The 18323-nt window shown below is 63.9% G+C and carries 16 protein-coding genes and 1 tRNA gene; 8 read left to right on the top strand and 9 right to left on the bottom strand.

What is annotated here, in order from left to right; genetic code table 11:
• Window positions 1–39: 39 nt before the first annotated feature.
• The 9 genes from prmC to argS all read right to left on the bottom strand — a co-directional run bounded on the left by prmC (window position 40) and on the right by argS (window position 11530).
• The gene (prmC, locus tag ACX4ZE_RS11230; protein ID WP_480273302.1) at window positions 40–918 is read right to left on the bottom strand and encodes a peptide chain release factor N(5)-glutamine methyltransferase; all 879 of its coding nucleotides are present in this window, start codon (window positions 916–918) and stop codon (window positions 40–42) included.
• Window positions 919–944: 26 nt separating this feature from the next.
• Window positions 945–2015, bottom strand: coding sequence for a peptide chain release factor 1 (prfA, locus tag ACX4ZE_RS11225; protein ID WP_480273301.1), 1071 nt, complete (start codon window positions 2013–2015; stop codon window positions 945–947).
• A gap of 81 nt (window positions 2016–2096) precedes the next feature.
• Window positions 2097–2327 carry a 50S ribosomal protein L31 gene (rpmE, locus tag ACX4ZE_RS11220; RefSeq protein ID WP_480273300.1) on the bottom strand — a complete coding sequence of 77 codons (231 nt, stop codon included), beginning with the start codon at window positions 2325–2327 and terminating at the stop codon, window positions 2097–2099.
• 228 nt (window positions 2328–2555) lie between these two features.
• Window positions 2556–4607 (bottom strand): transcription termination factor Rho, encoded by a 2052-nt coding sequence (gene rho, locus ACX4ZE_RS11215; protein ID WP_480273299.1) that lies wholly within the window; start codon window positions 4605–4607, stop codon window positions 2556–2558.
• A 328-nt stretch (window positions 4608–4935) separates the two neighbouring features.
• Window positions 4936–5892, bottom strand: a complete 957-nt coding sequence (gene thrB, locus ACX4ZE_RS11210) for a homoserine kinase (protein ID WP_480273298.1) — start codon at window positions 5890–5892, stop codon at window positions 4936–4938.
• Window positions 5893–5917: 25 nt separating this feature from the next.
• Window positions 5918–7006 carry a threonine synthase gene (thrC, locus tag ACX4ZE_RS11205; protein ID WP_480273297.1) on the bottom strand — a complete coding sequence of 363 codons (1089 nt, stop codon included), beginning with the start codon at window positions 7004–7006 and terminating at the stop codon, window positions 5918–5920.
• Window positions 7007–7062: 56 nt separating this feature from the next.
• Entirely contained in the window at window positions 7063–8418 is a 1356-nt protein-coding gene (locus ACX4ZE_RS11200) for a homoserine dehydrogenase (protein WP_480273296.1), read from the bottom strand.
• Window positions 8415–9836, bottom strand: coding sequence for a diaminopimelate decarboxylase (gene lysA, locus ACX4ZE_RS11195; RefSeq protein WP_480273323.1), 1422 nt, complete (start codon window positions 9834–9836; stop codon window positions 8415–8417). The genes ACX4ZE_RS11200 and lysA overlap by 4 nt, the downstream gene beginning before the upstream one ends.
• A 35-nt stretch (window positions 9837–9871) precedes the next feature.
• On the bottom strand, window positions 9872–11530 hold the full coding sequence (argS, locus tag ACX4ZE_RS11190) for an arginine--tRNA ligase (protein ID WP_480273295.1): 1659 nt from the start codon (window positions 11528–11530) through the stop codon (window positions 9872–9874).
• Window positions 11531–11621: 91 nt separating this feature from the next.
• Between argS and ACX4ZE_RS11185 the strand changes: the two genes are divergently transcribed.
• The 8 genes from ACX4ZE_RS11185 (at window position 11622) to ACX4ZE_RS11150 (ending at window position 18295) form a co-directional block, all read left to right on the top strand.
• On the top strand, window positions 11622–12515 hold the full coding sequence (locus tag ACX4ZE_RS11185) for a DUF3105 domain-containing protein (RefSeq protein WP_480273294.1): 894 nt from the start codon (window positions 11622–11624) through the stop codon (window positions 12513–12515).
• Window positions 12515–13231: a DUF305 domain-containing protein gene (locus ACX4ZE_RS11180; protein WP_480273293.1), complete on the top strand. Its 717-nt coding sequence runs from the start codon at window positions 12515–12517 to the stop codon at window positions 13229–13231. Before ACX4ZE_RS11185 ends, ACX4ZE_RS11180 begins: the two co-directional genes overlap by 1 nt.
• Window positions 13232–13334: 103 nt before the next feature.
• Window positions 13335–13410, top strand: a tRNA-Arg gene (locus ACX4ZE_RS11175).
• Window positions 13411–13792: 382 nt separating this feature from the next.
• Window positions 13793–14371, top strand: coding sequence for an Rv0361 family membrane protein (locus tag ACX4ZE_RS11170; protein WP_480273292.1), 579 nt, complete (start codon window positions 13793–13795; stop codon window positions 14369–14371).
• 13 nt (window positions 14372–14384) lie between these two features.
• On the top strand, window positions 14385–14534 hold the full coding sequence (locus ACX4ZE_RS11165) for a hypothetical protein (RefSeq protein WP_480273291.1): 150 nt from the start codon (window positions 14385–14387) through the stop codon (window positions 14532–14534).
• A 127-nt stretch (window positions 14535–14661) separates the two neighbouring features.
• On the top strand, window positions 14662–15633 hold the full coding sequence (locus ACX4ZE_RS11160) for an iron ABC transporter substrate-binding protein (protein ID WP_480273290.1): 972 nt from the start codon (window positions 14662–14664) through the stop codon (window positions 15631–15633).
• Window positions 15633–17189 (top strand): ABC transporter permease, encoded by a 1557-nt coding sequence (locus ACX4ZE_RS11155; RefSeq protein ID WP_480273322.1) that lies wholly within the window; start codon window positions 15633–15635, stop codon window positions 17187–17189. Before ACX4ZE_RS11160 ends, ACX4ZE_RS11155 begins: the two co-directional genes overlap by 1 nt.
• Entirely contained in the window at window positions 17186–18295 is a 1110-nt protein-coding gene (locus ACX4ZE_RS11150) for an ABC transporter ATP-binding protein (RefSeq protein ID WP_480273289.1), read from the top strand. Before ACX4ZE_RS11155 ends, ACX4ZE_RS11150 begins: the two co-directional genes overlap by 4 nt.
• Window positions 18296–18323 lie beyond the last annotated feature (28 nt).

Below are 18323 nucleotides of genomic sequence, written 5' to 3'. Positions count from 1 at the left end.
GTATTCCGGCCGTACCAGTGAGTATCGAAAGACTTGCGCTCAGGTGCGGGTGGCGGCGACGAAGCGGGGTTTTCCTGCCAGGTCGGGGTGTTCGACAATGTCGGTGAAATCACCGTGTTCGGCCAGAAGCGCGGCCAGAGCCCAACCGTTGGTGTCGTCGTGCTCAATGGCGACGCCGCCGCCTGGTCGTAGCAAGCGGGTGATGTTCGGGACCATGCCGCGGATGACTTCTAATCCGTCAGGGCCACCGAAAAGCGCGATGGGCGGGTCGTGCTCGGCCACTTCGGGATCGAGCCGGGCGCCTTCCGGAATATAGGGCGGATTGGACACGATGATGTCGACTCGATCATCCAGTTCGGTGAAAAGCTCAGGATCTGTGACATCATCGGCGTAGAGGATGATCGGCACATCGCCTTCCGCGGCACGAGCGTCAGCGTTGCGTTGTGCCCAACGCAACGCCGTAGGATCGAGCTCGATGGCGCGCACGTCGGCATCGGGGCGTGCGTTCGCGATAGCCAACGCCAACGCGCCCGACCCGGTGCACAAGTCGATGACAATCGGAGCCTGATCATGTGGCAGCGACTCCAACTGCTGTAGCGTCCACTCGAACAAAAGTTCGGTTTCCGGACGCGGTATGAAGACCCCTGGACCCACCGCGATATCGAGTTCACCCATCGCGGCGGTTCCGGTCAAGTACTGCAACGGAACGCGCTGCGCCCGGCGGGCGACCAGTTCGCGATACTCGATCAGCTTATTCGGCGGCACGAAGGGAGTCAGTGCTAGCCTGGTCCGCTCTACACCGAGAACATGCGCGGCCAACTGCTCAGCGTCGGCCTGCGGACTGTGCACCCCAGCCGTCCGCAATAACTCGATGGCGCTGTTGATCGCAGGACGCAGAGGAACTCGAGTTGTCGGCATAGTCCTCGACTCTGCCCGAAGCGGGTTCACTCCGCGGTCATACGCGCGGCACGATCCGCTTTTCCCAATGCGTCCAGCAACGCATCGAGATCACCATCGAGCACAGTATCGAGGTTGTGCGCTTTGAAGCCGATCCGATGGTCGGTAATCCGATTCTCCGGAAAGTTGTAGGTACGGATCCGCTCCGAACGGTCCACCGTGCGGACCTGATCGGCCCGGCCCGCGGCTGCCTCCTGGTCGGCCTGCTCCTCGGCCAACGCCTGCAGTCTGGCCGCGAGTACCTGCATGGCGCGGGCTTTGTTCTGCAGCTGTGAGCGCTCGTTCTGGCAAGTGACCACGATGCCGGAGGGCAGATGAGTGATGCGGACCGCGGAGTCGGTGGTGTTGACGCCTTGACCTCCCTTACCCGAAGAGCGATAGACATCGATACGCAGATCCGACTCATCGATGCGCACCTGTTCGATCTCGTCGGGCTCCGGGTAGATCAGCACACCCGCCGCAGAGGTGTGGATACGGCCTTGCGATTCGGTAACGGGCACCCGCTGTACCCGATGTACCCCGCCCTCGAACTTGAATCGGGACCAGACACCATCGCGTGCGGCGTCGCGGCTCTTGATCGAGAGTGTCGCTTCTTTATAGCCACCCAGGTCCGATAGCGTGACGTCGAGAATCTCGACCTTCCAGCCGCGTCGCTCGGCGTAACGCACGTACATGCGGGCCAGATCGGCGGCGAACAGCGCGGATTCCTCGCCCCCCTCTCCGGACTTCACCTCTAGCACGACATCGTCGCCATCATGTGGATCACGGGGGGCCAGCAGATCGGCGAGAGCCCGCTCCAGCTTTTCGACCTGCTGTTCCAGGTCGGGTACTTCAGCAGCGAAGGCAGCATCGTCGGCGGCAAGTTCTCTGGCGGCGGACAAGTCGTCGCGCGCGGCCACAAGCTTTTTGTGGGTGGCCATGACCGGGGCCAGCTCTGCGAATCGCTTACCGACCCGACGCGCGGTACTCGCGTCGCTATGTAGCGAGGGATCTGCCAACTGCGCCTCCAGGCCGGCGTACTCGGCCAATACGTCGTCAATCGCGGACGGTTGGGTCACGATGCTTCCTTCTCCTGGTACCTGTCCATACAAAACACCGACGCCCGGCCTGCTCAGCAGGACCGGGCGTCGGGGCGGAAGCTACTTGGCGTCAGCCTTCTTGCCTGCGCGCTTGCCATAGCGGGCCTCGAAGCGGGCCACTCGACCCCCGGTATCGAGAATCTTCTGTTTGCCGGTGTAGAACGGGTGACACTGCGAGCAAACCTCGACGGTGATGCGCCCGGACTCCTTGGTACTGCGGGTCTGGAAAGTATTGCCACAACCACAAACGACCGTGGTATCGACATACTCCGGGTGAATTCCTGCCTTCATGGATGTCCTCTCGAGATATGGCCGCCGGGTCGCCCCCGCGAATTCGCGGGCAGCGTGAACCGGGACCGACTAGGCGGGAGCCCTGCTCAACTGAGCAGACGCAACGACGGCTTAGTATGCCAGAACTGCCGTTACGCTCGCACAACACCCCGAGCGAGTATTTTGTTCCCGTTAATGCCGAAAGGGCCCCGCATGTGCGGGGCCCTTTCGGCGGTACAGCTGATGAAGCTACTCGTCGAGCCCGCCGGGCGCGTTCTTACTCACCTGCATAAGGAATTCGAGGTTGTTCTTGGACTTCTTCAACCGGTCGATCAGCAGATCGATTGCCTGATGCGAGTCCAAACCGGACAGTACGCGACGCAGCTTGTGCAGAACTCCCGCCTCGTCCGGGCTGAGCAGTAGCTCGTCTTTACGCGTACCGGACGGATTGACGTCTACTGCGGGGAACACTCGCCGCTCCGCGATCTTACGGTCCAACTTGAGCTCGGCATTACCGGTGCCTTTGAACTCTTCGAAAATCACCGTGTCACCGGTCGAGCCGGTCTCCACCATAGCGGTGGCGATGATCGTCAACGAGCCGCCGTTCTCGATATTGCGCGCCGCGCCGAGGAATCGTTTGGGCGGGTACAGTGCCGTGGAATCGACACCACCGGAAAGGATTCGGCCCGAAGCGGGTGAGGAGTTGTTGTAGGCGCGACCAAGCCTGGTGATCGAGTCGAGCAGCACCACTACGTCCTTGCCCATTTCCACCAGACGCTTGGCCCGCTCGATGGCGAGCTCGGCGACCGAGGTGTGGTCCGACGGCGGACGATCGAATGTCGAGGCGATGACCTCGCCCTTCACCGAACGCTGCATGTCGGTGACCTCTTCCGGACGCTCGTCGACCAGCACGACCATGAGATAGCACTCCGGGTTGTTGGTCGCGATCGCGTTCGCGATGTCCTGCAGGATCGTGGTCTTACCTGCCTTGGGCGGCGACACGATCAACGCTCGTTGTCCCTTGCCGATCGGCATGATCAAGTCGATGACCCTGGTGGTCAGCTTATTCGGCGTGGTCTCGAGCCGCAGCCGCTGGTTCGGGTACAGCGGAGTGAGCTTACCGAATTCAGGACGACGCTTGGCAGCATCGACATCACCGCCGTTGACGGTGTCCAACCGCACCAGCGGATCGAACTTCTGGCGCTGACTGCTCTGCTCACCGTCTCGTGGAGCACGCACCGCACCAGTGATCGCGTCACCGCGGCGCAGACCGTTCTTGCGGACCAAATTCATCGACACGTATACGTCATTCGGTCCGGCCAGGTAGCCCGAGGTCCGAACGAAAGCGTAATTGTCCAGCACGTCAAGAATGCCCGCGACCGGCTGCAGCACATCGTCTTCACGGATCTCCGGTTCGCGGTTCTCACCGCCACTGTCGCGATCACGCCCGCGCCGACGCTCCCGGAAGCGACGCCCGCGCCGACCGCGACCGCCTTCCTCTTCGTCGCCACCCCGGCCCCCCTGGCCGCGGTCGCCCTGGCCGCGGTCGCCCTGGCCACGATCGCCCTGGCCACGATCGCCCTGGCCACGATCGCCCTGGCCACGATCCCTGCGGCGCTCACCACCCTGTTCGGCATCCTGCTTCGACTCGTCGACACGAGACTCGGCAGGTCCGCTGTCGGTGGCAGATCGGGCCTGCTCACGGCCGCGCCGCTGTCTGCCACGGCCACGCTGACCGCCCTCACGACCGGGCTCCTCGGTAGTTTCGGCCGTCTTACCTCCCTGAACCAGGCCGGCCTCCTGGGTCGAGCCGGTTCGAGCCGAACCGTTCATAGTGGCTTGCGCGGTATCGGCGGAGGATGCCTGTGCCTCGGCGGGCTTGACCGCTGTCGCGGATGTCACGTCGAGGGTCGCCTGTCCGGACTCCTTAGCCTGCGCGGGCTCAGCACGAGCCTCGGTCTTGGCGGGAGTATCGGTCTTAGCGGGGGTACCAGTCTTGGCGGGAGTATCAGCCTTGGCGGTTGTCGCGGGCTTGGCCTCGCTCTTGGCGGGCTTCGCCGGTTTTCCGGCCTGATTCTCCTTGATGGCGGCGATCAAATCGCCCTTGCGCATTCCGGAGGTGCCTCGTATACCGAGCTCCCCCGCAAGCGCGCGCAACTGCGGCAACAACATTCCAGTCAGCCCCGATCGTGCGACGTCGGTGTGTTCGCTCATCTTCGAAATCTGTCCGGATTCACTTTCGCGGCTCTTCGCCGGGTTTACTTCCACCCCGGGTGTCGCGAGCAGGTCCGTATCTGTCACGGAAATCCTTTCCTTCCCTCGATCGCCGTGTGCTGTTTCGAGGGTTCGTCCCGCAGTCCGGGCGTTCTTCCGGACTGGGATGCGTCCATCCGGGCGCTGTGTGCCGTATCACCTGCCCCGCCGGACCGGCGGCTTCTCCACCATTGATGGAAGGTGGGGAGTGATCATTCCAGTTGCCTAGCTACGCAGCACCCCCATGGCCTGGAGGCTCAAGCCTGGAGCCTGCTGGAGCGATTGCCCTGATGAAGCACCGGCGTCTGATGCGCACGATGTACGGACCTGCTAAGAATAGCTGGACATTGCGAATCTCGGCAAGGTGGACGCGCCATCAGTCGATTAAAACGCCCTCGGCGAGCCCCGGATCGACAACGCGCAAGCCGTCCGCGGCCGCGAGTTCACGGAATTCTGCGGGAAATTCGCCGGTCCCCAGGGCCAGGATGGTCGGACCGGCACCGGAGATGGCTGCCGCGATTCCCGCCGTGCGCAAGCGAGTGATCCAGGCGGTGGTCAGCGGTAGAGCGGAAGCACGCTGGCCTTGGTGCAGGCGGTCGGCGGTCGCCGGCATCAGCAAGTCGGGGCGCTGTGTCAACGCCACTACCGCCAATGCCGCGCGGCTGACATTGAAGGCGGCATCGCGATGCGGCACGACCTGGGGCAACAACCCGCGGGTGTGCGCGGTGGACGAACACTGATCGGGAATCAACACGACCGGACGCAGGGCGGGATGCGCTTCCAGTCGCACCGCGCGGTAGACGAGGCCACGCTCCGACTGCGGCGGCGCCTCGGCGTAGCCGGGGGTTCCGGTCTCGGTCCACGAAACCACGATTCCACCGAGCACACTCGCTGCCGCGTTGTCGGAGTGCCCCTCGAATTCCGAAGCCAGTTGAACCAACTGATCAGCCGATGTGGCCAATACCGGATCCATTTTCGCTGCGAGAGCACAGCCCGCTGCCAGGCCGCCGACCGCAGCCGAGGAGGATGAGCCGAGCCCACGCGAATGCGGAATCACATTGCGACACACCACTTCGAGGCCTCTGGCTGCCACACCGGCCACTTCCAGCCCACGCTCGATCGCGCGGACCACGAGATGCGAAGGATCCCAGGGCACTTCGTCGGCTCCCTCACCCTCGACCCGGATGGTGAGTCCGGAATCAGTAGTGCGCACCTCGATCTCGTCGTAGATCCCCAATGCCATACCGAGCGAGTCGAACCCGGGGCCGAGGTTCGCGGTGGACGCGGGCACGCGCACTGCCACGGTGAGACCAGTGGGTAGCGTCGTGCTCACGAGCTGGCTGTCACGCGAATTCAACTCAGGCCAACTCCAGTTCGGCGGCGATCGCGACCGGATCGACCGGAATCGCCTGCACTTGCGGCATTCCCGACAGCGCGGTGTCGGGATCCTTGAGGCCATTGCCGGTCACCGTGCACACCACCGTGAGCCCGGAATCCAGCCAGCCTTCCTTACGGGCGGCGATCACGCCTGCGACACTTGCGGCCGATGCGGGCTCGACGAACACGCCCTCGGTGGCCGCGACCAAGTGATATGCCTCGAGGATCTCCTCGTCGGTGGCGGCACGGAATGCGCCCCCCGACTGCTCCTTCGCTTCGATGGCGCCGTTCCAGGAGGCGGGCGCGCCGATCCGAATCGCGGTCGCGATGGTCTCCGGCTCCTGGACCGGAGCACCGTTGACCAGCGGAGCCGCGCCCGCAGCCTGCACACCGAGCATGCGGGGTAGCCCGCTGGTGATCCTGTCGGCGTAGTACTCGCGGTAACCACGCCAGTACGCGGTGATGTTCCCCGCGTTGCCGACTGGAAGCGCGTGCACATCAGGCGCTACGCCGAGCACATCGCAGATCTCGAAGGCCGCGGTCTTCTGGCCCTCGATGCGCGCCGGGTTCACCGAGTTCACCAAACCGATGCTGGGAAAGTCGGAAGTGACCTTGCGGGCGAGCTCCAGACAATCGTCGAAATTACCTCGCACCTGAATGATCTTCGCGCCCAGCATGACAGCTTGAGCCAGCTTGCCCATCGCGATCTTGCCCTGCGGGATGAGCACGGCACAGCTCAGACCGGCACGGGTGGCGTACGCAGCGGCGGACGCCGAGGTATTGCCAGTAGAAGCGCACAGCACTGCCCGCTGGCCACGATACTTGGCATCGGTCATCGCCATCGTCATCCCGCGGTCCTTGAACGAACCGGTAGGGTTCAGGCCCTCGACTTTCAGGTAGACCGCACACCCGGTCAGCTCGGACAGATGTGGCGCGGGCACCAGAGGCGTCCCTCCCTCATACAGGGTGACCGGCTCCCAGTCGGCTGCGCCCGCGAGCCGCTCACGATAGGCCGCGATCAGGCCCGGCCAACGGGAATGCACTCCTGCCTGGGGCGCGACACCAGTCATACGCCCCTCAGTGACCTGGTCTCCACCCCTCATGGTGTCGCTGCGCGAGACTACACTCATTCTTCGGTGCCTTCCAATCTCAGAACGCTGGTCACAGATGTGACGGATTTCATTTCCGCCAATGCGGCCACAGTGTCCGCGAGCGCCGACTCCACCGCGTGGTGGGTCACCACCACCAGGCGAGCACCCGAACCATGTCCTTCTTGTCGGACAGTCGAGATACTCACCCCGTGCTCGGCGAATTCGCCCGCTACCTTGGCAAGGACCCCAGGACGATCCTCGACCTGCAGGTTCACGTGATAGCGGGTAGGTGTATCCCCAATCGGCGCGATCGGCAGCTCAGCATAGACCGATTCGCCTGGAGCGCGGCCCCCGTAAAACTTGTTTCGTGCCGCCATCACCAGATCACCGAGCACAGCGGAAGCGGTCGGGGCACCGCCTGCACCCTGCCCGTAGAACATCAGCCGCCCGGCGTTCTCCGCCTCGACGACAACCGCGTTGAAGGCACCGGTCACCGCGGCCAACGGATGCTTGCGCGGAATAAGCGCCGGGTAGACTCGCACTGAAACGCGTTCCTTACCCCCCTCCTCCGGGCCCGGCTCGCCGGAGCCCGCGCCCACTCGCTCGCAGATCGCCAGCAGCTTGACTGTACAGTCCAGCTCCGAGGCGGTCTCCAGATCCTCTGCGGTGATCTGCGAAATCCCTTCCCGATACACATCGGCGGCGGTGACCCTGGTGTGAAACGCCAGCGAGGCGAGAATCGCAGCCTTGGCCGCGGCGTCGAAACCTTCCACATCAGCGGTCGGGTCGGCCTCCGCGTACCCGAGACGGGTGGCTTCGGCCAAGGTGGCCGAGTAGTCGGCGCCGGTCTCATCCATCGCGGAGAGAATGAAATTGGTGGTGCCGTTGACGATGCCGACAACCTGGTTCACCCGATCACCGGCCAGGGACTGGATCAGCGGACGCACCACAGGGATAGCACCCGCGACAGCGGCTTCGAAGTACAGGTCGGCACGACTGCGCTCAGCGGCCGAGGCTAGTTCACCGATATAGTCGGCCAGCAGCGCCTTGTTCGCGGTCACCACCGACTTACCTGCGTTCAACGCCGCCAGGATGAGTCTACGCGGCAGCTCGATGCCGCCGATCACCTCGACGACCAGATCGACGTCCGTGCGCACTACGAGAGCGTCTGCGTCGGTAGTCAGCAGGTCCGCGGGAATGCCCCGATCGGCACCGAGGTCGCGCACGGCCACACCACGCAGCACCACCGGAGCACCGACGCGGGCGTGTAGATCGTCGGCGTGCTCACGCAGAATGCGCACGACCTCAGTACCGACATTGCCCATCCCCAGCACCGCGACCCCGATTGGGCGACCAGTCTCCCAGCTGCCTTTCTTCGCGTTCTCCATCATACTTCCACCTCCAGGCTGAGCAGATCCGCCACCGTTTCCCGGCGCAGGACGAGTCGTGGCTGTCCATCCCGTACAGCGACCACCGCTGGACGAGTCACCTGGTTGTATCGGCTGGACATCGAATAGCAATACGCACCGGTAGCGGCGACGGCGACCAAGTCACCGGGGCCGACATCAGCGGGCATCCAGGTATCACGGATCACGATATCGCCACTTTCGCAGTGCTTTCCGACCACTCGTGCGATCACCGGCGCAGCCTGTGTCGACCTGGAGACCAGGCGGCAATCGTAATCGGCCTGATACAACGCTGGACGGATGTTGTCACTCATGCCACCATCGACGCTCACGTAGCGCCGGTGTAACCCGCCGTCCAGCGAGACGTCCTTGATGGTGCCCACCTCGTACAACGTCACCGTACTCGGTCCCGCGACCGCACGGCCGGGTTCCACCGCGATCACCGGCGTGGGCAAGCCCGCGCGGTCGGCCTCGGCGGCGACCAGCGTGCGCAAGTTCGCGGCGAACTCCGCCAGCGGCGGCGGAGTATCCGACGGCAGATAGGCGATGCCGAGTCCACCGCCGAGGTCCAACGTGGAGATCTGCGCGGTGCGCTCGATACCGAACTTGTCCACGGCCTCACGCAGCAGACCGAGCATGCGTCGCGCGGCGAGCTCGAACCCGTCGACCTCGAAGATCTGCGAGCCGATGTGGCTGTGCAGGCCGACCAAACGCAGATTCTCGGCGTCGAAGACGCGCGCGAGCGCCTCCATCGCCTCGCCACCCGCGATCGAGAAGCCGAATTTCTGATCCTCATGTGCGGTCGAAATGTATTCGTGGGTATGCGCTTCCACGCCAACCGTGACGCGGACAAGTACATCCTGCACTACGCCCGCACGGCCGGCTACAGCGTCCAGACGCTCGATCTCGATCAGCGAGTCGACTACGATATGACCTACCCCGGCGGATACCGCTTCCTGAAGTTCGGCCATCGATTTGTTGTTGCCGTGCAACGCGATTCGCTCAGCGGGGAAACCCGCATGCAACGCGATGGCGAGTTCACCGCCAGAGCACACGTCCAGCGACAGCCCTTCATCGCGAATCCATCGGGCGATCTCACCGCACAGGAAAGCCTTGGACGCATAGTGGACTCTCGCATGCGCACCGAAGGCACGGACCATATCGCGGCATCGGGAACGGAAGTCGTCCTCGTCGATCACGAACAACGGGGTACCGAATCGGGCAGTCAGCTCATGTACTGGCACGCCCGCCAACCTGACCACACCGTCGGCACCGCGGACAGCATTGCGCGGCCATACATTCGCGGGCAGATCGATCAGCTGTTCCGGATTCACCGGACGTTCCGGCAGATTCGGCGCATGCGGTATCTCGGCGTGCCGGGGACCGGCAGGATGCGCGCTCATCATGCTTCCTTCCTCGCTATGGTCATAGCGCCCGGTCACATCCGCTCCGGCGCGCTGACGCCAAGTAGACCCAGACCATTGGCCAGAACCTGGCGCGTAGCGTTGACCAGAGCCAGCCGGGCAGCGTTCGTCGGCGTAACCGGCTCGTCTCCCTGGGGCAGCACGCGCAGATTCTTGTTGGTCTGGAAACGGTGGTAGGCGCCGGCCAACTCCTCGAGGTATCGGGCCACCCTGTGCGGTTCGCGCAGGCTCGCCGCGCCTGCTACCGCCCTCGGGTACTCACCGAGAGTGCGGATCAGCTCACCCTCCTCTTCGGCGGACAACAGCGCGAGGTCCGGGGTGACGGAGTCGTATTCGAACTCGGCGGCGTTGCGCGCGATGGACGCGGTCCGCGCGTGTGCGTACTGCACGTAATAGACCGGGTTCTCATTGCTCTGGCTGGCCCAGAGGTTCAAGTCGATATCGATACTGGAGTTCACCGACGAACGCACCAGCGAATACCGCGCCGCGTCCACCCCGATCGCCTCGACCAGGTCGTCGAGCGTCACCACAGTGCCCGCCCTCTTGCTCATCCGGACCGCGACGCCGTCGCGCAGCAGATTCACCATCTGCCCGATCAGCACCTCCACAGTCGCCGGGTCATCGCCGAACGCCGCCGCCGCGGCCTTCAATCTGCCGATGTAGCCATGGTGGTCGGCGCCGAGCATGTAGACGCACAGATCGAAGCCACGCGAGCGCTTGTCCTGGAAGTACGCGATATCGCCCGCGATGTAGGCGGCCTTGCCATCACTCTTGATGACCACCCTGTCCTGGTCGTCGCCATATGCTGAGCTGGCGATCCACCAGGCGTTGTCCTTCTCATACAGATCGCCCGAGTTCTTCAGTTCGGTCACAGCCTGTTCGACTGCCCCTGAGGCGAACAGCGAGCTCTCGTTGAAGTAGACGTCGAAGTCGGTGCCGAACTCGTGCAGCGATTTCTTGATGTGCGCGAACATCAGCTCGACACCCTCGACACGGAATAATTCGAGGCGCGCGGCCTCCGGCTTGTGCAGCACATCAGGGTGAGCGGCCACGATCTTATCGGCGATCTCACCGATATAGGCACCCGCGTAGCCGTTATCCGGGGTCGGCGCTCCCGTCGCGGCCGCGACCAACGACGCGGCGAATCGATCGATCTGCGCGCCGTGATCATTGAAGTAGTACTCCCGTACTACATTGGCGCCTTGCGCGGCCAGAATGCGGCCCAGTGCGTCACCCACCGAGGCCCAGCGGGCTCCACCGAGATGCACCGGACCAGTGGGATTGGCCGAGACGAATTCGAGGTTGATCCGGCTACCCTTCAGGGCGTCCGCGCTGCCGTATTCAGCGCCCGCGGCGAGTACCTGTTCGACGATCGCACCCTGCGCGGAAGCGGCGAGGCGAATGTTCAGGAATCCAGGACCGGCCACATCCACGGTGGCTACGCTGTCCACGGTGGCTAACGCGTCAGACAACCAGCCCGCCAGCTCGCGCGGCGTGGTCCCGGCCCGCTTGGCCACCCGCATCGCGACATTAGTGGCGTAATCACCGTGTTCCGAGTTCCTCGGACGCTCCACGGTGATCTCGTCGGGCAGAACTGCTGGGTCCAGCTCATGTTCGACAAGCACCTTCGCCGCGGTCGCGCGAAGGAGATCTGCAAGATCAGCGGGAGTCACGAATCACTATCCTATGGTCTCGGCGGGTGTACACCTCTGGTGGGCACTGCGCAGCCAGCGGATCCATTACGTCGAAAGAACACAACGAGCGATGCCGAGCAATCCCAGCATCAGATCGACTAAGGCCACCAAGGCCGCGGCGAGGTTGTCAGCTCCCCGCACCAGGGGCGGGCGGGGACAACTTCCGAAGAAAAAACGTCAGACCCCGTGGCTGACCATCAGCGCGGCCGTTGCCATCATCGCATTGGTCGGTGCACTGACTTACTACCTGGTCCCCAAGTACCGGGATCGAGCCGAACTGGACAAGTACACACCGAGCGCGCAACAGCAAGATCCCTCCGACGCGATCACGGGCGTAGTGAAGGAAGAATACCCTGCGGGATTGCATGTCGGTCCGGACCAGCGGGTGGCTTACGATCAATCGCCACCGTTCGGCGGCCCACACGACCAATCTTGGGCGACCTGCACCGGCGTTGTCTATGACAAGCCGATCCGAGCAGAGAACGCGGTGCACTCACTCGAGCACGGCGCCGTCTGGATCACCTACGACCCCGACACGGTGAACGCCGAGGCGATCGCGACGCTGAAGACAAAGGTCGAGAACAAGCCGTACACAATGATGTCGCCCTATCCCGGCCAGGATGTCGCGGTATCACTGCAATCCTGGGGACACCAGTTGAAGCTGAACAATCCCGACGATATACGCATCAGCCAGTTCATCACCGCGCTGCGGCAGAACCCGTACACCCACCCCGAGGTCGGAGCGGATTGCTCGACCATCGTCTTCGACACCGAAAACCCACCACCGTTCGACCCGACTCCCCCCGGCCCGGACGCGGTACCGATGAACGGCGCGGGCTCGCGACCGGATCAGTCCGAACCGAGCGGCATGTACGGCGGTCTGCCGGGAGTCCCCGGCGTACCAGCTCTTCCTGGCGCGCCCGCCCTTGCCCCGACTCGATCCGCACCCGACCAGGAGCAGTGATGTCCGCCGATCACGATCCCGCGACTCCGGCCGGACCCGGCCTCCGCGGACAGCTCCGCCGCCAACGCACCGCGCTACTGGTCCTCGGCGCCTTCGGCACCATTCTGCTCGGCTTCGCGATCGGCGTGCTGACCCGGATTCCACTGGATGACCCCGCAGAGCCCGAACCCGGCGCCACCGACATCGGCTTCAGCCAGGATATGTCAGCGCATCACGCCCAAGCTGTGGAAATGGCAGGGGTAGCGCTGATCCAATCCACCGACATCGAGGTACGCCGGCTCGCCTACGACATCCTCACCACCCAACAGAACCAGGTCGGCCGGATGCAGGGCTGGCTACAACTATGGGGCGAACCGGCGCAGAGCATGGACGGATACATGGGCTGGATGACCAAACCTATGGCCGGTCACGAACATTCCGCGACGAACACCTCGCACCACTCCGGTCCCCTGACCGCAATGCCTGGCATGGCGTCGTCCGACGAACTCGCCACGCTACGGAAAGCCACCGGCCCCGCGCTCGACACCATGTTCCTGCAATTGATGCTGCGGCACCATGAAGGCGGGCTACCCATGACCGATTACGCCATCCTGTACGCCGACACCACAGCGGTGCGCACTCTCGCCGAAACCATGGCCGAATCCCAACGCGGCGAGTCCGAGCTGATGACGGCGATGCTCGCCGCGCGCGGCGCTACCCCCCTCCCTCTCGGCTGACTCACCGCGCCACACACCCACGTTTTTGGCGGACGGCGGTCCATACGATAGGCTGACTCAGCCCGATCGGACCGCCGTGTCAGCCCCGACCGAGCCTTATCCCGCCCTCGTAGCTCAGGGGATAGAGCGTCTGCCTCCGGAGCAGAAGGCCGCAGGTTCGATTCCTGCCGAGGGCACCACGGCCACCTACCGCAAGTGCTGGTAGGTGGCCTTTCGTGCTCGAACTCGGACAGAACGAGTAACCGTGGGTACCTGGGAATCACCACATTTCACCAATGCTTGTCGCACGTGCGTGACACGCGGATCTGCGACAGAACTGAGCGAAGCGATGGCCGAAATCAGGAGGCTTCGGCGTGATCCGGATACCCATCCAACCTCTCGGCAAACATTAGGCAACCCATAGTCGAATCAAGCGCAACGCCTGACACCGCATACGAGATACATACTGTTAGCCCCTGGTTACCGCAGCTCACGAGCTATTCCGCTGAGTAGTTCGATTTTCACTCGCCCGGACAAACCTTGCCGTAACGTGCTAAGCACCGGGGTGTACCGGAGGGCAATATGACTTATCCAGTGGACGGGCAACTGCCGGATGATCGACCGCAGTACCCACAACAACCCACGAGCTATCCACAGGCGGAACCGGGTTACCCACCGCCCGACCAGCCCCCGCCGGGGTCGCCGAAACGAAACGGGACCAGTCTGATCGTCGGCTTGGTCGTGCTCGTGGCGATGGTAGTCGTCGGTGCCGCGATCGCGAGCGTGCTCTTGACCACGCAGGGCCGAGGTCCGTTCGCCTCGGACGAGCGCAAGGTCGAACTGGCGATTCGCGACTTCTATGACACGCTCGGTTCGTATGGCTTCCGGACAGCACTCGAGCAGGCTTGCGAGCAGGAACGTGCCGCATTCGACTCGATGACCATGGAAGAGAAGAGGGAATTCGATATCGCCTCGATCTCGGTCGCCATCGATAAGATCGAGAACATCGCCGTCATCGGAGATCTAGCGACCGCGGAAGTCACCGGCAGGCTCTCTGTGGCAGTGCCCGGTGAGCAGCCCGAGACCCAAACCAGCACGATCGAGCGTCTACGCAGAGAAGACGGGGAGTGGCGAGTCTGCTCAGCTGAGGGCTCGCACTGACCAGGGCCACGCAATGCTGAAACATCTCGCCCGAAGCGGGTATTCCGGATTGCTGCCGGATTTCCCGCTCGGCGCCTGCACCGACCGCGAGCAGACTTTCCTACGAGTTCGCGAAGTCGATCCGACCAGCCGGAAAACCCACTGGAGCCATTACCGGACCTGAACTATCGGCAGCGACGTCTTTCTTGAATAAACCTCGTCATAAACACGAGGTACTGGATGCGACCGGGAGGACGAGGATGAAGCCGGTTCGATGGAAAACAATTGCCGCGAGCATAGCCGTTGCGGCAATGGCACTCAGCATGACCGCCTGCGCGGATTCCTCGAACGATGTGAACAACATCATCGTATATAATGCGCAGCACGAATCGCTCACCAAAGAATGGGCCGATGCGTTCACCAAGGACACCGGCATCAGAGTGACATTGCGGCAGGGTGGCGATACCGCGCTGGCCAACCAACTGGTCGCCGAGGGCGCGGCTTCGCCCGCCGATGTCTTCCTCACCGAGAACTCCCCCGCCATGGCCTTGGTGGAGAACGCGGGCCTGTTCGCAGACATGGATCCCCGAACCTTGAACCAGGTGCCTACTCGGTTCCGCCCATCCACCGGCAAGTGGACCGGCATCGCCGCGCGGTCGACGGTTTTCGTCTACAACAAGAACCAGGTACCGGCCGACCAGCTCCCCGCCTCGCTGCTCGATCTGGCCCAGCCGCAGTGGCGAGGCCGATGGGGCGCGGGCGTCTCCGGGGCCGATTTCCAGGCCATCGTGGCGGGTCTGCTCGCGCTGAAAGGCGAGGAAACCACCCGCGCGTGGTTACGAGGTATGAAAGCGAACGCAGTACCCTTCCCAAACAATGTGGCCACCATGAAAGCAGTGAATTCCGGCAGCCCTGACGGCGGCATCATCTACCACTACTACTGGTATCGCGATCAGGCTGCCACCAAGGACAGCAGTGCCGAAACCGCATTGCACTACTTCAGGAACCAAGACCCCGGCGCATTCGTCAGCATCTCCGGTGGTGGTGTACTCGCATCGGGCAAGAAGCAGAAGTCGGCACAGAAGTTTCTGTCGTTCATCACGAGCAGAGCCGGGCAAGAAGTTTTGCGCGACGGCTCTTCGATGGAATATCCCGTCGCCAGCGACGTAGCCGCCAATCCGGCACTGCCGCCACTGGCCGATCTGCAGGCCCCTGCGATCGACCCGGCCCAGCTCGACTCGAAAAAGGTCACAGCGCTGATGACCGAAGCGGGATTGCTGTAATCGTGGCACTGCGCAGCGTTGTCGCCGCACCTGGAATCGGCAAGCCAGGGCCAGTGGTGACGGTTGCCGCGTTACTACTGGTGGCGGCGACGTTCGTACCATTGGGATATATCGTTTCGACGGTCTTCTCCACCGGCCTCGATCGCGCCGCCGAGCTGGTATTCCGGCCGCGAGTCGGTGAGCTGTTGCGCAATACGCTCCTACTGGTGGCATGCACCGTACCGATCTGTGTGGCGCTCGGTGTCGGCTTGGCCTGGGTGGTCGAGCGCACAGATGTGCCAGGGAAATCCTGGTGGGGGCCGATCTTCGCGGCACCGCTCGCAGTGCCTGCTTTCGTCAACAGCTACGCCTGGATCAGCGTCTTTCCGGCGATGCACGGCCTGGGAGCAGGCATAGTGATCTCGACGATGTCCTATTTCCCACTGGCCTACCTGCCCGCTGCGGCCACACTGCGTCGGCTGGACCCTGCAGTAGAGGAGTCGGCGCGGGCACTTGGCTCCGGACCGGTGGCGGTGTTCGCGCGGATCGTGCTGCCACAGTTACGTTTGGCCATCCTCGGCGGTGGGCTGCTCATCGCACTGCATCTGCTTGCCGAGTACGGCGCCTTCGTGATGGTCCGATTCAATACCTTCACTACCGCTATCTTCGAGCAGTACCAGTCCAGTTTCGCCGGCCCGGCGGGCAGCATGCTGGCGGGCGTGCTCGTGCTGTGCTGCCTGGCACTGCTCGGGGCCGAAGCCGGACTGCGCGGCCAGGCCCGCTATGCGCGGATCGGCGGCGGAGCGCCGCGCACCGTGACCCGGATTCGATTGGGCCTCAGAACGGCACCGGTGCTGGCCGGGCTCGCCACGGTGACTGCGGGCGCGCTCGGCGTGCCACTATGGACCATCGGGCGCTGGTTGCGCATCGGGGGCGCGGGCGTATGGGATTTCACCGCGATCAGCGACGCGCTGGGGCAAACGATCGGGCTCGCGGCGGTCGCCGCACTGCTCACCAGCCTGTGCGCGTTTCCAGTGGCATGGATCGCGGTGCGCTCCACCTCGTCGTTCGCGCGACTGATCGAGGGCGCCAACTACATCACCAGCTCACTGCCCGGTATCGTGATCGCGCTGGCTATGGTGACCGTGACCATCCGCTGGGCACCACCTCTCTACCAGACCGCGAGCATGGTGATCGCCGCATACGTGCTGATGTTCCTGCCAAGAGCCCTGGTCAACGTGCGAGCCGGGCTGGCGCAGGTGCCGGTCGGTCTGGAAGAGGCGTCACGGGCGCTGGGCAAATCCGGGACCACGACCTTCTTCCTTGTCACCCTGCGGCTCACCGCGCCTGCCGCGGCCGCGGCGGCCGCCCTGGTGTTCGTCGCCGTAGCCACCGAATTGACCGCGACACTACTGCTCGCCCCCATCGGAACCCGCACACTGGCCATGCGGTTCTGGGCACTGTCCGGCGAATTGGACTATGCGGCCGCGGCTCCGTACGCCCTGATCATGATCGTTACCGCGGTGCCGGTGACGTATCTGCTGTTCACGCAATCACGGAAGGCGGCTGGGATATGAGTCGCGTTGTCGTCGACCGTGTGTCGAAGACCTTCGGGCACACCTTGGTACTCGATGCGATCACCCTCGACGTGCCCGACCACACCTCAACCGCCGTAGTCGGCTCGTCCGGATGCGGCAAGACCACATTGCTGCGCGTGATCGCCGGATTCGAATCCCCGGACCAGGGGCGCGTCTCGATCGGCTCACATACCGTGGCAGACGCGGGCAGCTCGGTCCCGCCACAGCGGCGCAATGTCGGCTACGTCGCGCAGGACGGAGCGCTGTTCCCGCATCTGACCGTCGGTCAGAACATCGCATATGGGCTCAGCGGTCTGCATCGCCGCGGCAATCGCGCCCTGCCGAGAGTGCGGGAACTATTGGCGATGGTGTCTTTGGACCCGTCGTACACCGATCGGCGACCACACCAGCTGTCCGGCGGACAGCAACAGCGCGTCGCCCTGGCGCGCGCGCTGGCCCGTAAACCCGCGGTGATGCTGCTGGACGAACCGTTCAGCGCACTCGACGCCGGGCTGCGCGCGACAACCAGGAAAACCGTGGCCGCAGCCTTGCACGCGGCAGGCATGACCAGCATTCTGGTCACCCACGATCAGGAGGAAGCGCTGAGCTTCGCCGAACAGGTCGCAGTAATGCGCGCGGGACGCTTCACCCAGGTCGGCACACCGGAAGAGGTCTACACCACGCCGAAGGACCTGCGCACTGCCCACTTCCTCGGCGACTGCGTGCTGCTCGACGCGGTGGTCGAGGCCGAGGTAGCCGAGTGCGCACTCGGCCGGATCCCGGTGCAGGCCAGCGCTCCCACCGGATCAGTGACCCTCATGCTGCGTCCGGAACAGATAGTACCCCAACCTGTTTCGGAAGATCAGCCGGAAAGCGGCCGGGTTCGTGCTGTCGAATTCCGTGGCGCTGAAGTCATCGTGACCGTTGACTTGGTCAACGCCACCGCCCCGGTGCTGGCCCGTCGGGCCAGTGCCGCTGCCCCTGCTCCAGGACAACGCGTTGGCCTTACGGTACTCGGCTCGGCAGTAGCGTATGCCGAGCCGAACGTAGCCGAGCGGCCTGGCCATCCTCCGCGCGCTCGGCAAGCCGACGCCACCCGCCTTTGACCGGCGGTTGGTCCAGAGCCCGGTCGGA

Source organism: Nocardia sp. TBRC8007 (assembly GCF_056629435.1).
This window is presented reverse-complemented; position numbering and strand designations above follow the sequence as displayed.